The sequence below is a fragment of the Agrobacterium tumefaciens genome, from assembly GCF_017726655.1.
Lineage (GTDB): Bacteria > Pseudomonadota > Alphaproteobacteria > Rhizobiales > Rhizobiaceae > Agrobacterium > Agrobacterium tumefaciens_B.
In genome coordinates, this window is the sequence record NZ_CP072308.1 from 2,808,608 (window position 1) to 2,828,935 (window position 20,328).

Consider the following 20,328-nt stretch of genomic DNA (forward strand, 5'->3'; position numbering starts at 1 on the left):
TCTTATAATCTGCAAGCCTTGCGGCCGCTGATTATTCCTCGGAAGCTTCTTCAGCTGCGGCTTCTTCTTCAACGCCAGCTGCCGGAGCAACGATCGTTGCGATCGTGAAGTCACGGTCAGCGATAACAGGCGTGATGTTCTTCGGCAGCTTGACGTTCGAGATGTGAACGCTGTCGCCGATCTTCAGGCCGGAGAGGTCAACCGTGATGGCTTCCGGAATGTCGTTGGCCGGGCAGTGGAACTCCACCGTGTGGCGAACGATGTTCAGAACGCCGCCGATCTTGATGTCCGACTTTTCTTCGTTTTCGAAGTGAACCGGAATTTCGACGTTGACGAGCGTGTTGCCCGAGACGCGCAGGAAGTCGACATGCATGGTGAAGTCGCGGACCGGATCAAGCTGGTAATCCTTCGGGAGAACCTTGATCTTCTTGCCGTCGACGTCGATCGTCGCAACCGTCGTCATGAAACCGCCAGCGTGGATACGCTTGGTGACTTCGTTGGTCGAGAGCGCGATGGAAATGGGGGCCTGCTTGTCACCATAGATGACAGCGGGAATCAAACCGTTGCGGCGAAGTTCACGAGAGGACCCCTTACCAACTCGTTCGCGCGCCTCGGCCTTGAGCTCATACGATTCTTTGCTCATGGCAATTCCTTTCGAGGTTATATGGAGAGTTCATGCCCGCGGGCGCTGAACTGGGGAGGCGCCAGGCACCATCCCACCCGCGTTGCCTCCAAGGGTGTCTACACGGGTGCGGGCGCTATAATACAAACGGCAGACAAAGACAAGAGTGGCCGGGTTTTGGCTGCTGCCGCCTTGTAATTTTATTAGAATGATCTAATTCACTCGCTTGTTGCAACTTTTAATATGTGCTTATCCATGCACATAAACCGGGTGAAAACTTGGCAACTGATAAGGCTATGCGCAACTCCAATCGCGTAGATGACAATGCTCAAAGTTCTCCAGTGCCTTACCGTCGATCACGACTACAGATATACCGTTGCAGCGGTGGTTGTCTGCATGCTCGGAAGCTTCGTTTCGATGCGGCTTTTTTCGAGAGCGCGCCTGGCGACGGGGGTGCAGAAGGTCAACTGGCTGTTTCTGGCGGGCGTCAATGGCGGTGCGGCGATATGGACCACCCATTTCGTGGCGATGCTGGGCTATGTCGCGGCGGGCGAGGTGGGCTACGATCCTTATCTCACGGGTCTTTCGCTTCTGATTGCCATCTCCACGACAACAGCGGGTTTCGGCATTTCCGCCTATGGCGGGCGTAGCGTGATGGTGGAGGCCGGTGGTGTTGTTCTTGGCCTCGGCATCGCGGCCATGCATTATACCGGCATGGCGGCCTATAATGTGCAGGGCATGATCTTCTGGGATCGGGCCTACGTCATCGCCTCGCTGGTGCTGGGGGCGGTGCTCGGCGCGCTCGCGGTCAATCGTATTGCCCGGCCACTCAACCGCTTCTGCCAATATGGCGGAGTGACATTTCTCATCCTGGCCATTGCCTCGATGCACTATACAGGCATGGCTTCCATGTCCTTCGCCTTTGACCCGCGCGTCGTCATTCCGGAAAATCTGCTGCCGCCGGCCATCATGGGCGGGGGCGCAATCGCCGTGACGCTGCTGCTTCTGGCGCTCGGACTCTCGACCTATGTTATCGATGCCCAGTCCACGCAGCAGGCGGTTGCGCGCTATCGCCACCTCTCCCTGCACGATCCGCTGACCGGTATCCCAAATCGTGCGGCTTTCATCGAACATCTCAACCGCCGCACCCGCCATATCTCGCTCGGCGCGCATACGGCGCTTCTGTCCATCGATCTCAACCGCTTCAAGGAAATCAACGACGTGCATGGTCATGCGGCCGGTGACGCCGTGCTGCGCGCCATCGCCGACCGGGCGAGTTCCGTGTTGAAGGATGGCGAATTCCTGGCGCGCATGGGCGGCGATGAATTCGTGGCGATGACGCATTCCTATTATGTCAGGGCAGACGGTGCAGAATTCGCGCAACGGCTGATCGAGCAGATCAGCAGACCCGTGGAGTGGAACGGCCAGACATTTTCGGTTGGCGCAAGTGTGGGCATATCGGTGCGCAATTCCAGCTCCATCGATGCCGACACGCTGATGGCGCAGGCCGATGTTGCCATGTACCGGGCAAAAAGCGGCATCTCGGACACGATCTGCTTCTATGACAAATCCATGGACGAGGCTGCGCGGGAGCGGAATGCGCTAGCCGTCGCCATGCGCAGCGGTCTCGCCAATAACGAATTCGAGCTTTATTACCAGCAGCAGAACGATACCAGGAGTGGCAGCATCGTCGGTTTCGAGGCGCTCTTGCGCTGGAAACATCCGGAACGCGGCATGATTTCGCCGGTCGAGTTCATTCCCATTGCCGAACAGACCGGCTTCATCGTTGAGTTGGGCGAGTGGGTTCTCAGAGAAGCCTGCGCGCAGGCTGCGCGGTGGAAAAAATCGCTCACCATCGCCGTTAACGTGGCGCCGCAGCAGCTCGCGGATAATGAGTTCCCCGACAAGGTCGAGAAAATCCTCGTCGAGACCGGGCTTGCGCCGGAACGGCTGGAGCTCGAAATCACGGAAGGCAGCATCATTGCCGACCATCGCCACGCCCTTGTTACCATTCGCAAGCTCAAGTCGCTCGGTGTCAAGATCGCCATGGATGACTATGGTACGGGCTACTCCTCACTTTCGACCCTGCAAAGCTTCCCGTTCGACAAGATCAAGATCGACCGCGCTTTCATCGATGGTCTCTCGACCAATGCGCAGTCCGAAGCGATCGTTCGCTCGACGCTCATTCTGGCGCATAGCCTCAATATTCCGGTGCTGGCGGAAGGGGTGGAGACGATGGCTCACGTTGAGTTTCTCCGGCGGGAGGGTTGCCTGCAGGTTCAGGGATTCTTCTTCGGCAAGCCCGGTCCGCTCACCTCCATCGCCAATCTCGTGGACGATACTTTCCTGTCTGCCGAGGACGAAACCGAAGCGGTCTCTGACCGGCGATATCTGAAGGCTGCACGATAATCCCTTTCGCGCCCGCTCAGGTGCTGCGCACCGGCCGCAAAGTTTTTAGTTGAAACGTCGACGCTTCCAGCGCACCATCGCACAAAAGCTTTGGGAGGAGCGCATGCCGACAGACATCGCCCATGCGGAACGCGTGTATGAAACCGCACGCCATCGTTCCGCCGCCGCAAGTTCTCCGATTGTCGCCTCGTGGCGGCGTTGCATGGTCAAGCACCGGCTCGCGCCAGAGGAAAACCGCAAGCCGATTTTTTTGAGCGAGGCGGAATTTCGGCGTGCCCGTGAAAGCGCTGCCGGCCTGATTGCCGAAAGTACCGATGAGCTGGACCGGATTTTCCACAGTGTCGGCAAATCCGGCTGCTGCCTGCTTTTGACGGACGCGCAGGGCGTCGCGCTGGAGCGGCGTGGGGCCGCGGGAGACGATCGCGATTTCCGTTCGCTCGGCCTCTGGTCGGGAGCCGTGTGGAGCGAGGAGAGTGTCGGCACCAACGGTATCGGCACGGCCCTCGTCGACGAGCGTTCGGTTGTGGTCTATCGCGACCAGCATTTCTTCACCTCAAATACCGAACTCTGCTGCACCACCGCGCCCATTCGCGACCATACCGGCCGGGTGACGGGCGCGCTTGATATTTCCACCTGCCGCGACGACATCAACGAGATGACCTTCTCGTTCGTGACCCAGGCGGTGAAGGATGCGGCGCAACGCATCGAAGGCAATCTCTTCCGCCGTGCTTTTCCGGGTGCGCGCATCGTGGTCGTGCCGAGCGGCTTCGGAACGGCGCTTTCGCTGCTTGCCGTGGATCAGGACGATCTCGTGCTCGGCGCAACCCGCGCCGCACGCCTTGCGCTGAAGCTCGATGATATCAGGATCGCACAGGGTGTGCCGGCTGCGGATATTCTGCAGGAACAGCGCCATGACAGCGGTTCCGACCTTGCGGAAGCGGAACGCTCGGCGCTTCGCCGCGTGTTGTCGCGCACCAACGGCAATGTCACGCAGGCTGCCTCGCTGCTCGGCATCAGCCGCGCGACACTTCACCGCAAAATGAAGAAGTTCGACGTCCACTGAGTTTTGCAGACCCCGTTCTCTGGCCGAATGTGCCAGAGAACGGCGGCTCTGTCGCAGATGTGAGACAATGTGCGCTGCGGAACCGCGCCGCCCCTCTACCGAACCGTATCATCTAGGCTCACCTTCCTCCCATGCGGTCCGCTCAGGATCGTTTTCATCAGGGAGGATGAAATCATGAATATTCAGGTTCAGCAGAAAGCGGGCGAAGCGCCCTTCAAGCTGAAATACGGCAATTACATCGGCGGCAAATGGGTGGAGCCGAAATCCGGCCGCTACATGGATAACCTATCGCCGGTGACCGGCCACAAGATTTGCGAAGTGCCGCGTTCGGATGCCGCCGACATCGAGTTCGCGCTGGACGCGGCCCATAAGGCCCGCGACAAATGGGGCAAGACCAGCATAACCGAGCGTTCCAACATCCTGCTCAAGATCGCCCAGCGGATCGAAGACAATCTAGACCTCATCGCCCGGGCTGAAACCTGGGATAATGGCAAGCCGCTGCGTGAAACCACCAATGCGGATATTCCGCTTGCGATCGATCACTTCCGCTATTTCGCGGGCTGCATCCGCGCCCAGGAAGGCACGATCGGCGAAATCGATAACGATACCGTCGCCTATCACTTCCATGAACCACTCGGTGTCGTCGGTCAGATCATCCCGTGGAACTTCCCGATCCTGATGGCCGCGTGGAAACTTGCACCGGCGCTTGCTGCCGGCAATTGCGTCGTGTTGAAGCCGGCCGAACAGACCCCGGCCTCCATTCTCATCGTGATGGAGCTGATCGAAGATCTGCTGCCGCCCGGCGTCCTCAACATCGTCAACGGCACCGGCCTTGAAGCTGGCAAGCCGCTGGCCCAGAGCAACCGCATCGCCAAGATCGCCTTTACCGGCTCTACCTCGGTCGGCAAGGAAATCATGCGGTATGCGGCCGACAACGTGACCAACATCACGCTGGAGCTGGGCGGCAAATCGCCGAACATCTTCTTTGCCGATGTGATGAATGAGGACGATGCCTTCCTCGACAAGGCGCTCGAAGGTTTTGCCTTCTTCGCACTGAACCAGGGGGAGGTCTGCACCTGCCCATCCCGCGCGCTGGTGCATGAATCGATCTATGACCGGTTCATGGAAAAGGCGATCAAGCGCGTGCAGGCCATCAGCCAGGACGATCCGCTCAACCCGTCGACGATGCTGGGCGCACAGGCCTCGCAGGAACAGTTCGACAAGATCATGAGCTATCTGGAGATCGGCAAGAAGGAAGGCGCAAAGGTTTTGACTGGCGGTGATCGCAAGACGCTGACGGGCGACCTGAAGGACGGTTACTATATTCAGCCAACCGTTTTTGAGGGCAACAACAAGATGCGGATTTTCCAGGAGGAAATCTTCGGTCCTGTCGTTTCTGTCACCACCTTCAAGACAGTGGAGGAAGCGCTCGAAATCGCCAATGACACGGTTTACGGTCTCGGCGCAGGCGTCTGGAGCCGTGACACCAATATCGCTTACCGCGCCGGGCGGGGCATCGAAGCGGGTCGCGTGTGGACGAATTGCTATCACGTCTATCCGGCGGGTGCTGCGTTTGGTGGTTACAAGCAGTCCGGCATCGGTCGCGAGACCCACAAGATGATGCTCGATCATTACCAGCAGACCAAAAACCTGCTCGTCTCTTACAGCCCGAACAAGGTCGGCTTCTTCTGAGGTCCTCCCCGGAAGCCGGCGAGGGTATGGTGCCAGGTCGCCGGCGTGTTCCCAGGGGCTTCTGCTCCTGGGAACCCGGATCGGAGTTAAGGCAAAGCAAAAGGCTGGAGGATTTCACCTCCGGCCTTTTGTTGCAGCTTATGCTGCGTAACGCTGGTCCTGCGGGCGGGTATGACCAACCGAGAATTGGGCAACCTGTTCGGTGAGGCCGTCAGCTTCACTTGCCAGCGAGAAGGCCGATGCCGTCGTTTCTTCCACCATCGCGGCATTCTGCTGCGTGACATGGTCAAGTTCGTTGACGGAGGCGTTGATCTCGCTGAGGCGGCCGGATTGTTCGCGCGATGCCGTGGCGATTTCCCCGATCTGGTCGTTGACCGACTGGATGCGCTTCTGGATTTGCTCGAGGCTTTCACCGGTCTTCAACACCAGCGCCACGCCGCTTTCCACATCGCCGGCGGAGGTGGCGATCAGCGTCGTGATGTCACGGGCGGCGGCTGCCGATTTCTGGGCCAGTTCGCGAACCTCCTGCGCCACGACCGCAAAGCCCTTTCCGGCTTCCCCGGCACGGGCGGCTTCCACGCCTGCATTCAGCGCCAAAAGGTTGGTCTGGAAGGCAATCTGGTCAATGACGTCGATGATCTGGCGGATTTTGGCCGACGAGGTCTCGATGCGCTCCATGGCGACGATCGCTTCTTTAACGACTGCCGTGGACTTGTGGGCGTCCTGCATCGTGCCCGCCGTGGCCTCGACGGCGACATTGCAGCGCGATAGCGAAACGTTGACAGCCTGTGTCATGTCAGCGAGCGCGGCGGCCGCTTCTTCAAGGGCCGCGGCCTGACGTTCGGTGCGCCGGGACAGGTCTTCCGATGCGCTCTTCAATTCGCCGGAGCCGGAACGGATGGCGTTCGCGCTTTCGCCGATATTGGCGATCGTCGCTTCCAGTCCGGCCATGGAATTGTTGAAGTCGATGCGCAGGTGATCGAGCGACGGCACGAAGGATTTCTCGATGCGAAGATCGAGCCTGCCGGCGGCAAGATTGGCAAGACCGGTCGCCAGTGCATCGACCGCTTCTTCCAGTTCCTTTGCGCTTCGCGCCTTTTCCATTTCGCGCTGGGCGCGTTCCTCGTCCAGTTCTTCGCCCTTGCGATGGGCTTCTTCTTCCATACGCTGCTTGTCGAGAATGCCCTGGCGGAAGGATTCCAGCGCGCGCGCCATGGTGCCGATTTCATCGCCGCGGGAAACGGCCTTGATCTCGATGTTGTTCTCGCCGCCGTTGAGGCGTTCCATCAATCCGGCAAGCCCGGTCAACGGTTTGGTGAGGCTGGCGGACACGAAAATGCCAATCAGCGTCATGATCGCCAGCACCGCCAGTGTTGCGGCGGTCGCCCAGAAAGCGAGATCATTGGCAGCTGCCAGAACCTTGCTCTCCTGCTGGCCGATCGCCAGAAGATGCTTCTGGCCAAAGACGGTGACGGGGCGGTAGGCATAGAAAATGTTGCCGGCAGACGTCTTGGCCAGCACCATTCCGGCGTCGTTTGCGCCCGCCAGCGCCGCGAGATTTTTGGAAACGGCGGCGTCCGGGCCGCCGGACAGCACACCGGCGCGGCGTTTGCCTTCAGTGCTCAGAAGGACCGCGTCATCGATGGATTTTCCGGTCTCCTCTGGCGTGACGACGGCGCCGATACGATCCGCCGATATGCGCATGACGACGGCGCCCTTGCGCTGCAACTGACCCCAGTTAGAGACGGCGAGCGGCATGCCGACCATGGCTGAATCATTCTCGCCGCCGCTGAAACCAGTGGTACTGATGACGCCGTCCTTACCGGCTTCGATGCGCTGGAAAAGGTCCTTGAGGGCCGCGTTCTGCGGTTCCGCCACGTTGGTCAGGAAGTTCTTTCCCTTGGTCACGGAGTAAATGATGAGGCCATTCTTGTCGATCACGTAGATGTCGCTGACGCGGGTGTTGCGCCAGACGCTGGCAATCGCGGCGTTGATGGTCGCGTGGCGAATGGCATAAAGCAGTCGCAGTCCCTCGCCATTGAAGGAGGCGCGTTCTTCCTCCGAAACACCGTCGCGGCGAAACGCTTCGATGATGGCGTCTTTTTCCGTCGGCACGACAGTCGTCATCGTTTCGAGCGCCTGCGCAATTGCGGCATTCTGCGACAGTTCGGAAATGCTCTGCTCGACGCGCAGCGTATAGGCGTCGAGTTGCTTGGACTGGTTTCCTGCAACCGTGTCGAGCCTGATTTCGCTGGCGTCGATCAGTCCTGATTTGCCCATCTCATAGGACAGCAGCCCCACGGACAGGCAGGAAACGAGCGTTGCGCCCGTTACAAGCGCTGCAAATTTTGCCTTGATGGACAATGATTTAGTTTTGACAGCAGTCGGATTCACACCCGGCATCCTGTTTCCTCCCCCCAAAAGAACATGCCCGTACCGTTGCAAGAATTGCTTACGGTCACGTTAAAAGCGTGGTGAATTGTACGATTATTTTCCCGTTACGCGTGAGGAAATAGCGCGCTGCCACCGAGCCGGCCTCGTTATAAAACTGCAATGGAACAGGCGCATATCGGAAGAAGTTCAACGGCTGTTCATATTCATGCAAGCTTTCCGCGCTCCTTTCCCCGCTATCAGCAATAATGTCTGCAGCGCCCATGCGGATGGATGTGACGGAGCCAGCGTGAAACCCATTCCGGATTTCGCCGTGATCGTGCCCATGCACAACGAAGAAGCGAGTGTCGAGACGCTCGTCGGTGAGATCGTTGCCGCCTGCAGGCCCGTCGGCGATTTCGAAATTGTGGTCGTGGACGATGCTTCCTCCGACGGCACGGTCGGAGCGGTGCTTTCGCTCGCAGATGATTACCCGATGTTGCGGCTGGTGCGGCATGACCGTCAGGGCGGCCAATCGGCGGCGATCCACAGTGGTGTTCAGGCAGCGCGAGCGCCGATCGTCTGCATGCTCGATGGCGACGGCCAGAACCCGCCCGACAATCTGCCAACACTTCTTGGGCCTCTTCTTTCAGCCACCGCACCGCAACGGCTGGGCCTTGTCGCCGGCCAACGCGTCGGCAGGCGGGATACGCTTGCAAAGCGGCTGTCCTCGCGCTTTGCAAATCAGCTGCGCGCCCGCATCCTGAAGGATGGCACGCGCGATACTGGCTGCGGCCTCAAAGCATTCCGGCGCGACGCCTATCTCGCCTTGCCCTATTTCGATCATCACCACCGCTATTTCCCGGCACTCTTTAGCCGCGATGGCTGGCAGGTCGCCCATGTCGACGTCACGCATCGGCCGCGGCTGCACGGCAACTCCCACTATACCAATATCGGCCGCGCGCTTGTCGGTATTTACGATCTCATCGGCGTGGCGTGGCTGCTGCGTCGGCGAAAGCGCTCGAATTGGGCGGAAACCTTCATAACGGAGACGTCGCCGTGAATGTACCGGCTTTATGGTCCATGCTGCATGTGAACAGCTGGGAGGAGTTTCTGTGGGTTTGCACGGGCTTCATGGGCCAGATGCTGTTCACCGCCCGCTTCCTGCTTCAGTGGATCTCCTCTGAGCGGGCAAATCGTTCGGTCATGCCCGTGGCCTTCTGGTATTTTTCCGTTCTTGGCGGTCTGGTGCTGTTGTCCTATGCCGTCTGGCGGCGCGACCCGGTCTTCGTCATCGGCCAGGCATCCGGCCTTCTCATCTATTTCAGAAATCTCTGGTTGATCCATGCAGAACGCCGCCAGCATGCATGATGGCGTGGCTCTGCCTCATGTGCAGGCGAGCGAACAGCGCAGCTGGCTGACATTTGCAGTTACGGCGATCGTTGTCATAACGGCGCTGCGGCTCTTAGCGCTGGCCTTCAATCGGACGGATCTTTTCGTGGATGAGGCGCAATATTGGCTCTGGGGCCGGGAGATGGCGCTTGGCGCCTATTCAAAGCCGCCCCTGATCGGCTGGCTCATCCGTGCCGCAACGATATTGGGGGGCGGCGAGGGCACGTTCCAGGTGCGGTTGGCCGCCCCTGTCGTGCATGGTATTGCGGCTGCGGCCATTCTTGTGCTGGGCCGTATGATCTATGATGTCCGGCTGGCCTCGCTGGCTGCCATGATCTATCTGACGCTGCCGGCCGTAACGCTCGGCAGTCTCCTGATCTCGACCGATACGCCGATGATGCTGTTCATCGTGCTGTCGATGATGGCGGTGCGCAATCTTGCGCTTGCCCGCAGCCAGGGCAGGTCGGGTCTCGCCTGGAGTATCGGTCTCGGCCTCTGTTTCGGCCTCGGACTCATGTCGAAATATGCGATGATCTATTTCCTTCCCTGCTTCATCGCAGCAGGCTGGCTTTGCGACGCCTGGCGCATCCGGCTGCGTGATGCGGCCCTTGCGGCACTGGTCTGTCTTGTCGTCATCGCACCTAATCTGTGGTGGAACGCTGCACATGATTTTATGACCGCACGCCACACGGCCGACAATGCAAATTGGCACGGCCTCCAGCTTAAGGTCGGCTCGGCTCTGGAGTTCTTCTTCTCGCAGGCAGGCGTTGTCGGCCCCTTCGTTTTTGTCGGCATGATCGTCGCGACGATCCGCGCCAAGACGGCGGAAGCCCGCGCGCTGGTCGCTCTCTCGATGCCGATTGTGCTTCTCATTACGGCCCAGGGCCTGATGTCGCGCGCACTCGCCAACTGGGCGGTCGGGGCCTATGCGGCCGGCGTGCTGCTTGCGGTGCCGGTTCTGGCGTCACGGCGTTGGCTTATCGGTTCGACCCTAGTCCTCGGTAGCATTGTTGCGATTGCGTTGCCGCTGATGACCATCGCCGGAACAGGATTGCGCCTGCCGAACGGTGAACTGGCGATGGCGCGGTATCTCGGTCGCTCCGAGCTGGTGTCGACCGGCCTGTCGCGGGCGCGCGAGGCGGGGGCGGATGCCATCGTCGCAAACGATCGCTCGATACTGGCCGAGCTTTTTTACCAGCTGCGGGAGGAGAAAAAGGTGCTGCCACGCGCCTTGCCCGAGACGGGCGTCCCTTCCAGCCACTATGCACTTCTTTATCCTCTCAAAGCCGGCGAGACGAAGAATCCGCTGTATCTGGCAATCGCCGACAGCCTGCCTGCATGTTTTGGCGGTGAGGCGCCGGTTGCGCGCTGGACCGCAGGGCCTGGCTTCGTCGAAGGCCGGGAGATTGGCCTCTGGCGGCTTCCGCTACAATGCATTCCGGGGAATGCCAATGGACAATGATCTCGCCCACATGCGCATTACCGTCTGGGTGACGCTCGTCGCGCTCGCGCTCGTCATTCTGTTTGCAACCTTTCCCTCCATTGATCTTCGTTTTTCCGCCCTGTTCTTTTCGCCGGTGGGCCAGCCATGGCCCGGGCTGGAACCCGTACCAGACCGGATTCGCGACACGTTGCGCGAAGGTGTCGAGCTTGCGGCGTTTCTGGCCTTCGTGATGCTGGTCGGCAATCTGCGGCTCGCCGCCCTGCAGCGAACCGGCTGGCGGGTGTGGGCCTTCCTTTGTGGGCCGGTGATCCTTTGCGCCGGGCTCCTCGTCAACGGTGTTCTCAAGGCGATGATTGGCCGTGCGCGCCCATTCAGCGTGACCGAGTTTGGCGGACATCAGCTTTTCACGCCGCCCTTTCAGTTTAGTACGCAATGTTATTCGAACTGCTCTTTTTCGTCCGGTGAAACCGCGCTCATAGCCAGTTTCTTTCTGCCGCTCTGCGTGCTGCTCTGGCCGCGGTTAGAACGGCGCGGACGACTCGTGGCGGGAGGCCTTGCCGCCGCCATGATCGTCCTCATGTCCGGATTGCGCATTGCGGCGGGTGGGCATTTCCTCAGCGACGTGGTGATGTCCATCCTGTTTTCGGCGCTGACGACACTGTTCCTTTACCGAGCGCTGGCGATCAGCCGCCACCGTCACCTTTTCACCGGTGATGCTGTCTCTGCCGATGCAATGAGCCTCTGGCGCAATGGCCGCCATGCCGTGGTTGCGCGTCTCTTACGCTGGTGGCCGAAGATAAAGGCCAGAGCCTCTCGCCTGCAACGGCCACCGGATGCGGGCGCGGCGCCATCGTGAAGACGTGCAAGTTCCGCTTCAACAGGCAAGGTGAGAGTGAGATTTCATACAATCACGGTGCACTAAAAGGCCGCGCCCAGCAAATAAAGCCGGGCGATTACACAGAGTGAAGTAAGGGGCGTATCTGCCGCGTTCGTCAGTCGAACAGGCCGGAAACCGACTGTTCCTGCGCGGTGCGGTTGATCGCTTCGCCAAGCAGGCCGGCGGTGCTGACCACGCGGATATTGTGCGCGGATTGCACGCCTGTGGTCGGCTGAATGCTGTCGGTGATGACGAGTTCGCGCAGCTTCGAGGAAGCGACGCGCGCGACCGCGCCGCCCGAGAGCACGCCGTGGGTGATATAGGCGGTAACGCTGGTCGCACCTTTTTTCAGCAGCGCTTCGGCGGCGTTGCAGAGAGTGCCGCCGGAATCGACGATATCGTCGATGAGGATGCAATCCTTGCCCGAGACGTCACCGATGACGTTCATGACTTCGGATTCGCCGGGACGGTCACGACGCTTGTCAACGATGGCGAGAAGACAGTCGAGGCGCTTGGCGAGCGCGCGGGCGCGAACCACACCGCCGACGTCAGGGGAAACAACCATGACATTGTTGGTGTCATAATGGTCCTTCACGTCGCGGGCGAGAATGGGCGCTGCAAAGAGATTGTCGGTGGGGATATCGAAGAAGCCCTGGATCTGGCCGGCATGAAGATCGAGGGTCAGGACGCGGTCGGCGCCGGCTTCGGTAATGAGATTGGCAACGAGTTTGGCGGAAATCGGGGTGCGGGGCCCTGCTTTGCGGTCCTGGCGGGCGTAACCGAAATAGGGAAGCACCGCCGTAATTCGTTTGGCCGAGGACCGGCGCATGGCATCGATCATGATGAGAAGCTCCATCAGATGATCGTTTGCCGGGAAGGAAGTGGACTGGACGATAAAGACGTCCTCGCCGCGCACGTTCTCGCTGATTTCTACGAATATTTCCTGGTCAGCAAACCGCTTTACAGTGGCATTTCCGAGAGGAACATTAAGATACTTGCAGATCGCTTCGGCAAGGTGCCGGTTCGAATTGCCTGCGAAAACCTTCATTGCGGCCGCCTGTTTCCATGCCATCGCCTTGCGCCACGGGGCTCAATCCACCGTAACCAAGCGTCGTTCAAGGGGAGGAACATCCGGCCGAAAAGCCTTGCCGGATACGCCTTGTTGCCATGCGCGCCTTAATAGCGCTGTTGCTTCCGATTGCAAGAGGACTCCACGCTTTCGCAATGATTTTCCTGAAATCTCTGTGACTTCTCCCGTGTTTTACCTCATCCCCGTTGTGTCTGCTTCCACGACGTGTAGTCGTTGAGCGTCTTGGCGGCGATATCCTGCATGACCCTGTCGGTGACTGCAGCCCAGGGGTCGCTGCCTTTCGCCGCAATGCTTTCCTGCCCCTGAAGGCGGTGGAGGCGCACGCCATTGGCGTCGAGAACGTCCCAGACGTAAACGATATTGACCTTGCCGCCATCGGCGAAGGCGGAGAAGTATCCCTTCAGGATGTTCTCGGCCGAATTGTCATTGGAGGCGCGGATCGTCAGCCCTTTGGCCCGCGCTTCAGCCCCGAGCTGGCGCGACAGCGGTGTGACGGCTTGCACGGGTGCGCCGATGATCGGCAGAAAGCGGATAGAGTTTGTCGGCAAGGCGGGCGCGAGCGACGCCGTTTCCTGGTTTTGTCCTGATTGAGCAGGGGCAGCGGGCAGGGCAGCGGCCTGGCTCTCGCGGAGCGGCTCGCCGTACTGGTTGCCGTTTGAGATCGCCTGTGCCTGCGCCTGCAACGAGTTCTGCGGCGCATAGGCGGGTACGGAACTTCCGATAGCAGGCGCGCCGGTGGGCGCGCGGTCCGCGGCGGCGGCCATCTGGTCGAGATCGCCCTGCGTCACCGGCGTCGATTGCGAGGCGTTGTGGCCAACATCCACCTGCGGCGTCAGCGCCTCGGTCGTGTTGCAGCCGGACAGGATCAGCACCAGCGCTGGAACAATGATGGCCGGGAAAAGGGAGGTGGCTCCCGTCCGGCTCATGCGATTTTCCCTCTCATGTTCCGCTCCTTCGTCCCCAAGGTGGCGCAATGTAAGGGCGGTTTTCCCGGTCTGTCAAACCCGGTGGCGATTTAAGCTGTGAGAAGATCGAGGTTATGGCGCGAGAGGGGTTCGGGAGCACCTTCGGTCGTCAGATAGGTCTGGCCGAGGGTCATGGCCGTGCCGGAATCGGAATCCATCACGATCATATGCACGAAGAGTGTCATGTCGGGCGTGATCTCCTGCGGATTGCCGGCGTGAAACATCTGGTGCTCCATCCAGGAGGGCGAAAAACGCGCGCCGAGCGAATACCCGCAGGAGTTTAGCCGGTGGCGGGTCAAGCCACGCTCGTCCATCACGCGGGCATGCACGTCAAAGAAGTCTCCGAACGTATACCCGGGGCGCAGCACCTCCTCAATCGCGGTCAGGTTTTGCAGGCAGGCGCTGTAGAGTTCCTTTTGGCGGAAATCCTGTTCGCCGATCACCACCGTACGCATCATGGCGGCGTGATAATGGGCGCTGACGCCAGCCCATTCCAGTGTCAGCTGATCCTTCGTGTCGAGCTTGCGGCGTCCGGCCTTGTAACGGCACAGCAGCGCATCGGCCCCGGAACCGATGATGAATTCATTGGCGGGATAGTCCCCGCCGCCGGCCAGAACCGCGCCCTGCATCGCCGCAAGAATGGCAGCTTCGTCCGCGCCGGGCTTGATGAGCGGCAGTGCAGCATCCAGAGCCTCATCGGCCAGTTGGCCGGCCTTGCGGGCATAGGCGATTTCGGCGGGACTTTTGACGAGCCTGAGGGTGCTGACGAGATAGGATGCATCAACCATCTGGCCGAAGCTGGCAAGCTGGTTGTCCAGCAGGCGGGCGACCCGGCCGGTCATGCCGTGGGTGTCGTATTCCACGCCGATCTTGGCACCCAGAAGGTCGAGGTCGCTCAGCAGGTTCTTGAGATCGAGGGTGGGGTCGGCGTTCGGCCGGTCGACCCATAAAAGGATGTTTTCGATGATGGAGGTGTTGCGGGCCTGACGCAGATCCGCCGAGCGTGTCAGCAGCGTCATGGAGCCATCCGATTTCACCACCAGCGTCTGGAAGAAGCAGTAACCGAACGTGTCGTAGCCGGTCAGCCAGTACATGCTTTCCTGCGCAAACAGGAGAACGGCATCCAGCTTCTCCTCGGCCATTTTTGCCAGCAACCGCTCGCGACGGGCATCGAATTCCGAAAGCTCGAAGTGCAGGGCCATCTTAGTCCTCCAGAATTGCAATTGCAGAAATCTGCCGTCCGTAATCGGGTTCGGCGCGGTGGGTGGTGCGGCGGTAGGAGTAGAACCGCTCTTCGTCTGGATAGGTGCAATGGCCGAGATTCTCCGCCTTCACGCCTGCCTTGGTCAGACGGTCGACGGTGAATTGCTTGAGATCGAAGAGCGCGTGTCCCTGTTTTTCCGTCCCGGCGAAATAATCCGCATAGGCCGGATCGATATCCACGAACCGCGCCACATATTCCGGACCGACCTCATAATTGTTCTGACTGATCGACGGGCCGAGCGAGGCGGCGATGCGCTCCCGGCTGGCGCCGAGCTTTACCATCGCTTCGATGGTGTTTTCGAGCACGCCAAAGAGGGCGCCCTTCCAGCCGGCATGGGCAGCGCCCACCACGCCCGCCTGCGCATCCGCAAACAGGATAGGACCGCAATCGGCGCTCAGGACGCCAAGCACGAAGCCTGGTGTTGCCGTGACCATCGCGTCCGCCTGCGGGCGGCTGCCATCATAATTGGCGTCGATGATGACGACATCGGGCGAGTGGACCTGATGCACGGTTGCGAGACGATCGGCGGGAAGGCCGAACCATTCCGTCACACGCCGGCGGTTTTCGGTGACCCTTTCCGGTTCGTCGTGCGAGCCGAGGCCGACGTTGAGCCCTTGGTAAAGTCCCTCCGACACGCCGCCCTGACGGGTGAAAAAACCATGGCGGACGCGATTTTGCCCTGACGCGGCGAGCAGCGGAGACTGGAGCGGGAGCGGCAGCGTATCGTTCGGCATTGGGTGGGAATTCCTTGGAGAATATCGCTGTTGGCCAGTGAGATAGGGTTGAGCGAGATGTTTCCGGTTGCCGCGGCGTTGCGCGGCGGTGTGATGCAGTGTGCCTGCGTCGTGTGTCACGGCGATGTTGGCCCAGAGCCTGTTGCGCTGTCAATCCACCGGACGAAACGGCAGGAGATGGATCGCGGGACTTGAAACGGCAACGACCTTGAAAAGTTCCCCCATCTTGCCGGCCCCTTCGCCGGCGAGGCGGTTCACGGCTTCGGCAATCGCAAGTGTCTGGTCCGGTGTCGCCTTGGCGGCGAGCGCGCCGGCCCTTTCCTTGAGGCCAAGGCCATAGAGGAAGTCGCCCTGCCTCAATGTTCCGTTGACGTGCACGCCAGTCGCCTGCGCCGTCTTCACAAGGCTTTCGAAATCGACGTGGCTGGTGAGGTCCGCCTCGCCGGGATGGGCGAGCGGCGGATCGAAGGCGTGGTTACGCATGGCCTGCAGAGTATCGCCATAACCGGCGACGAGGTGGCCGTAATCGATGGCGAGCGCGGTGCCGCCATGGGCAGACAGGCGCTGGCAGATGGCGGTCATCACAGCTTCGCGGGCAGGAGAAATCTCGAATATGGTGCCAAGGGGCTGCCGGTCGGGCTGCGGCGGCAGCAGGCTGGGATCAATGCCTGCAAGGCCGGTTGAAAAGACGAGGTCGTCATTCGCATCTAGGCTGACGACCCTTTCGCGGAACCCCTGTGGGGTCTTCACGAATTGCCGGATTGGGATCGCGTCGAAGAGTTCGTTCGCCACCAGCAGCAGAAAACCGGCGGGCACATCGTCGAAACTATCGTGCCACGTCAGCTTATCCGCATGTGCCCGCAACGTTTCTTTCTGTGCCTCGGTAAGGCGCGGGCTCGTCTCGACCAGACGGACCTGCATTGTCTCATAAAGCGGTGGCGCGATGCGGCGGATCACCCGCAGCATGTCCGACATCATGGTGCCACGGCCGGGTCCGATTTCCACCAGCTGTGCTTGCGCCGGTGCGCCATGCCGCTGCCATGCGTGGACCACGAAGACGCCGAGCATTTCGCCGAAAAGCTGGCTGACTTCGGGCGCGGTTATGAAGTCACCCGAACGGCCGAAGGGTTCGCGGCTTTTGTAATAACCGTGTTCGGGATCGGCGAGACACAGCGAGAAGTAATCCGTGACGCTGAGCGGACCATTAAGCCGGATAAGGGATTTGACGCGGTGCGCGAGCGGTGTGGTCATGGCTGGCCATACCAATCAGGCAGTTTTTGCGGCGCTGCGCGCCCGCAGGATCGCCCAGAGACCCAAAAGGAACATCGGCGTGGACAGCACCATGCCCATCGTCAGCCAGTTGCCGGCGAGATAACCGATCTGGGCATCCGGTTCGCGGAAGAATTCCACGAAGATACGCGACAGCGCGTAGCCGCAGACGAAGATGCCCGTGACGGTGCCCGGCTTTTTCAGCGACTTGAAGGCATAGATGGCAATGGCCAGAAGAATGACCAGCACGAGCCCTTCGAGGCCGGCTTCATAAAGCTGGCTGGGATGGCGCGCAAAGGGCCCGCCCGTTGGAAACACGACGGCCCACGGTACGTCGGCAATGCGGCCCCACAGCTCGCCGTTGATAAAATTGGCGATGCGGCCGAACAGCAGACCGATCGGCGCGACGGCGGCGACGATGTCGAACATGCTCCAGACCGGGATGCCGCTTCTGCGGGCGAAAAGGATCATGGCGATCGTCGTGCCGATCAGGCCACCATGGAACGACATGCCGCCGTTCCAGATTTCGATGGCCCGGATGGGATTAGCGGCAACGGCCGCCAGATCGTAAAACAGGATGTAACCGATGCGCCCGCCGAGCACGATGCCGCCGGCTGCCCAGAGAATGAAATCGTCAAGATGCTGGGCCGAGATGGGTGAGACGTCGTTCGGCCACAGGCGATCCGTGCGGGCGAGGCGCCGCGCGTAAAGCCAGCCGAGCATGATGCCCGCGACATAGGCAATGCCGTACCAGTGTATCGCCAGAGGCCCGATGGACAGCGCTATCGGATCGATATTCGGGAATGGCATGATGGCGAGAGAGGTGGGAGCGGCTATCAATCCGTATATATTCCGTCATCGTTGCTGGGCGGACAACGGATCGATCCGTTGTCGCAAAGGGCCGGGCGATGATGCTCACCGGCCCCCTGACGCCATGGAAAATGGCGATTGCTGTCGCGGCGGTCAAGGTGATTCTTTAAGCTTTGGCTTAACCTGCCGCAGGCGGCGCAAGCTCCCGGGAATTTTCGATTTTGCTTGCAAGGTGGCGGTGGAGTGCCTACCTGAATGCTATCAACAGCGGGCAAGACGATGCCCCTGAACCGACGAAGGACAAGCGCCATGAGCACGACAGGCACCAATCGTTTTCTGGATGAATTCGCCAAGCTGATGACCGATGCGGCAGGTGCCGCGCAGGGTGTGCGCAAGGAAGCGGAAGCGGCGTTTCATGCGCAGGCGGATCGCTGGCTGAACAGTCTGGATGTCGTGCGCCGCGAGGAATTCGACGCGGTTCGCGAGATGGCCATTCAGGCCCGGGATGAAAATGACGCGCTGCGCGCCCGCATAGAGGCTCTCGAAGCAAGGCTCTCGGCCGCGAAAGACTGATTTTTTCCGCTTTTCCTCAGAAGCCCCGGATCGCAGGCGATTCCGGGGCTTTTCGTTTTTCAGGCCGCTCCCGGCAACGTGACCTTCGGTTGCCGAAAATTGCCTTTTGACGCGAATTTTTTGTGCCTGTGGACACTTCCAAAAAACGCAATCGGCAGAGTCGCTTAAGACTCTCGCCTGAGGTGATGGGCAAGAAGATATCCACTGTTCAAAAGGTAAAAATGGCGGGCGAGGGGTGGCAGCGGGACTCGGCCATTATACACTGATTTTAAATGATGATTCGAAAAGACCGGTAAGCTCCAGACAGGGTGAATGCGTAATTCTGGTGGTGTCGGGCAATCGTCTCAAATGTTTATCCCGGTTGGTATGTGCGTTTTGTGCCCGGCGTTCAAAACACGACATTCCGATCGGCTGAGAAGGTGCCGCATGAGTCTGATAGAATTTGAAATTGAGCGTCAGTCCAATCCCGTCGATATGATCGAGATTGTCGCTGCCTCGAATGACTGGTCGTTCGAGCGTTCGGGCGAGGACGAGATCGCCATGACTGTGGCGGGCCACTGGGCCGATTATCACGTTTCATTTGCATGGATGGAAGATTTCGAAGCGCTACATCTTGCCTGCGCCTTCGACATCAAGGTGCCGGACCACCGTGTCAACGAAGTCATTTGCCTGCTGTCGCAGGTCAACGGTCAGGTGCTGATGGGTCATTTCGACCTGTGGCGTCAGGAAGACGTCGTGATCTTCCGCCAGTCGCTGCTTCTCTCCGGTGGTGCCGAGCCGAACAACCAGCAGGTGGAAGTTCTGCTTTCGAGCGCGCTGGAAGCCTGCGAGCAATATTATCAGGCTTTCCAGTTCGTCGTCTGGTCGGGGCTGGATGCGAAAAGTGCAATCGAAGCGGTCATGTTCGAGACCGTTGGAGAAGCGTAACATGGTGTACAAGGCTTCCGGGCCACTCGTTCTGGTGGGCGCCGGCAATATGGGCGGCGCCATGCTGTCCGGCTGGCTGAAAAAGGGTGTGCCGGGATCAAAGGTCATCGTCATTGATCCGCGCCCTTCCGACGCCATGCGCACAACGATTGCGGAGGCCGGCGCGTCACACAGTGAAACCGTTCCCCATGGGGTGAAGGCCGGCGTTCTTTTCGTGGCGGTGAAGCCGCAGATGATGGATGCCGTGCTGCCATCGCTAAAGCCCCTGCTGGGGCCGGAAACCGTCCTCGTTTCCATTGCCGCCGGCACGACGATCGCGACTTTCGTTTCGCATTTCGGTGAGGTTGCCGCGGTCCGGGCGATGCCCAACACGCCGGCGATGGTCGGCCGCGGTGTCACCGGCGCTTATGCCAACGCTCTCGTCACTGGCGAGCTGAAAAGCGTCGTGGACGGGCTGCTGAAGGTGAGCGGCCCGGTCGAATGGGTCGACGCCGAAAGCGATATCGATGCGGTGACTGCGGTTTCGGGAAGCGGACCGGCTTATGTCTTCTATTTGGTGGAATGCATGGCGGAAGCCGGTCGCAAGGCGGGGCTTCCGGCCGACATTGCCATGCGTCTCGCGCGTGAAACCGTCGCCGGTGCCGGCGAACTCCTGCATCAATCCGCCGATGAGGCATCGCGCCTGCGCCAGAATGTGACCTCGCCCGGCGGCACCACGGCTGCCGCGCTTGCCGTGCTGATGGCGGATGATGGTATGCAGCCATTGTTCGACAGGGCCGTCGCTGCTGCTAAAACCCGCGCTGAAGAACTGGCGGGCTGAAGGGAAA

Annotated in this window: 18 protein-coding genes; 10 read left to right on the forward strand and 8 right to left on the reverse strand. The window is 60.2% G+C overall.

All coding sequences use genetic code 11. From position 1 onward, the window contains the following. Positions 1-31: 31 nt before the first annotated feature. Positions 32-643 (reverse strand): 50S ribosomal protein L25/general stress protein Ctc, encoded by a 612-nt coding sequence (locus AT6N2_RS13730; RefSeq protein WP_063950678.1) that lies wholly within the window; start codon positions 641-643, stop codon positions 32-34. A gap of 303 nt (positions 644-946) precedes the next feature. On the opposite strand from AT6N2_RS13730, the gene AT6N2_RS13735 reads away from it, so the two are divergent. The 3 genes from AT6N2_RS13735 (at position 947) to adh (ending at position 5,786) form a co-directional block, all read left to right on the forward strand. After that, positions 947-3,031 (forward strand): putative bifunctional diguanylate cyclase/phosphodiesterase, encoded by a 2,085-nt coding sequence (locus tag AT6N2_RS13735; protein WP_209087458.1) that lies wholly within the window; start codon positions 947-949, stop codon positions 3,029-3,031. Between the two features lie 103 nt (positions 3,032-3,134). After that, complete coding sequence (locus tag AT6N2_RS13740) at positions 3,135-4,094, forward strand: helix-turn-helix domain-containing protein (protein WP_063950676.1); 960 nt, start codon at positions 3,135-3,137, stop codon at positions 4,092-4,094. Positions 4,095-4,268: 174 nt separating this feature from the next. Next, positions 4,269-5,786: an aldehyde dehydrogenase gene (adh, locus tag AT6N2_RS13745; RefSeq protein WP_004442948.1), complete on the forward strand. Its 1,518-nt coding sequence runs from the start codon at positions 4,269-4,271 to the stop codon at positions 5,784-5,786. Positions 5,787-5,924: 138 nt separating this feature from the next. On the opposite strand, the gene AT6N2_RS13750 is transcribed toward adh, so the two are convergent. Then, entirely contained in the window at positions 5,925-8,189 is a 2,265-nt protein-coding gene (locus tag AT6N2_RS13750; protein ID WP_144577247.1) for a methyl-accepting chemotaxis protein, read from the reverse strand. A gap of 190 nt (positions 8,190-8,379) precedes the next feature. Between AT6N2_RS13750 and AT6N2_RS13755 the strand changes: the two genes are divergently transcribed. From AT6N2_RS13755 to AT6N2_RS13770, 4 genes are read left to right on the forward strand one after another with little or no spacing between them, the layout of a single operon-like run. Continuing rightward, positions 8,380-9,219, forward strand: a complete 840-nt coding sequence (locus AT6N2_RS13755) for a glycosyltransferase family 2 protein (RefSeq protein ID WP_209089716.1) — start codon at positions 8,380-8,382, stop codon at positions 9,217-9,219. Positions 9,220-9,239: 20 nt separating this feature from the next. Next, on the forward strand, positions 9,240-9,527 hold the full coding sequence (locus tag AT6N2_RS13760; protein ID WP_209089722.1) for a lipid-A-disaccharide synthase N-terminal domain-containing protein: 288 nt from the start codon (positions 9,240-9,242) through the stop codon (positions 9,525-9,527). Beyond that, on the forward strand, positions 9,502-11,010 hold the full coding sequence (locus tag AT6N2_RS13765) for an ArnT family glycosyltransferase (protein WP_233282453.1): 1,509 nt from the start codon (positions 9,502-9,504) through the stop codon (positions 11,008-11,010). The genes AT6N2_RS13760 and AT6N2_RS13765 overlap by 26 nt, the downstream gene beginning before the upstream one ends. Beyond that, complete coding sequence (locus AT6N2_RS13770; protein WP_209087460.1) at positions 11,000-11,848, forward strand: phosphatase PAP2 family protein; 849 nt, start codon at positions 11,000-11,002, stop codon at positions 11,846-11,848. The genes AT6N2_RS13765 and AT6N2_RS13770 overlap by 11 nt, the downstream gene beginning before the upstream one ends. Positions 11,849-11,984: 136 nt before the next feature. On the opposite strand, the gene AT6N2_RS13775 is transcribed toward AT6N2_RS13770, so the two are convergent. The 6 genes from AT6N2_RS13775 to lgt form a co-directional block, all read right to left on the reverse strand. Next, the gene (locus tag AT6N2_RS13775; RefSeq protein WP_003522877.1) at positions 11,985-12,917 is read right to left on the reverse strand and encodes a ribose-phosphate pyrophosphokinase; all 933 of its coding nucleotides are present in this window, start codon (positions 12,915-12,917) and stop codon (positions 11,985-11,987) included. Positions 12,918-13,135: 218 nt separating this feature from the next. Beyond that, positions 13,136-13,885, reverse strand: coding sequence for a hypothetical protein (locus AT6N2_RS13780; protein ID WP_209087462.1), 750 nt, complete (start codon positions 13,883-13,885; stop codon positions 13,136-13,138). 89 nt (positions 13,886-13,974) lie between these two features. Beyond that, positions 13,975-15,126 (reverse strand): M24 family metallopeptidase, encoded by a 1,152-nt coding sequence (locus AT6N2_RS13785; RefSeq protein ID WP_209087464.1) that lies wholly within the window; start codon positions 15,124-15,126, stop codon positions 13,975-13,977. Between the two features lies 1 nt (position 15,127). Continuing rightward, positions 15,128-15,922 carry a peptidoglycan editing factor PgeF gene (gene pgeF / locus AT6N2_RS13790; protein ID WP_209087466.1) on the reverse strand — a complete coding sequence of 265 codons (795 nt, stop codon included), beginning with the start codon at positions 15,920-15,922 and terminating at the stop codon, positions 15,128-15,130. 150 nt (positions 15,923-16,072) lie between these two features. Beyond that, complete coding sequence (locus AT6N2_RS13795; protein WP_209087468.1) at positions 16,073-17,173, reverse strand: class I SAM-dependent methyltransferase; 1,101 nt, start codon at positions 17,171-17,173, stop codon at positions 16,073-16,075. Positions 17,174-17,188: 15 nt separating this feature from the next. After that, positions 17,189-18,001, reverse strand: coding sequence for a prolipoprotein diacylglyceryl transferase (gene lgt, locus AT6N2_RS13800; RefSeq protein ID WP_209089724.1), 813 nt, complete (start codon positions 17,999-18,001; stop codon positions 17,189-17,191). A gap of 309 nt (positions 18,002-18,310) precedes the next feature. On the opposite strand from lgt, the gene AT6N2_RS13805 reads away from it, so the two are divergent. From AT6N2_RS13805 to proC, 3 genes are all read left to right on the forward strand, one after another. Further along, positions 18,311-18,574, forward strand: coding sequence for an accessory factor UbiK family protein (locus tag AT6N2_RS13805; RefSeq protein WP_063950666.1), 264 nt, complete (start codon positions 18,311-18,313; stop codon positions 18,572-18,574). A gap of 426 nt (positions 18,575-19,000) precedes the next feature. Then, the gene (locus AT6N2_RS13810; RefSeq protein ID WP_004442934.1) at positions 19,001-19,501 is read left to right on the forward strand and encodes a YbjN domain-containing protein; all 501 of its coding nucleotides are present in this window, start codon (positions 19,001-19,003) and stop codon (positions 19,499-19,501) included. Between the two features lies 1 nt (position 19,502). After that, complete coding sequence (proC, locus tag AT6N2_RS13815) at positions 19,503-20,321, forward strand: pyrroline-5-carboxylate reductase (RefSeq protein WP_209087469.1); 819 nt, start codon at positions 19,503-19,505, stop codon at positions 20,319-20,321. Positions 20,322-20,328 lie beyond the last annotated feature (7 nt).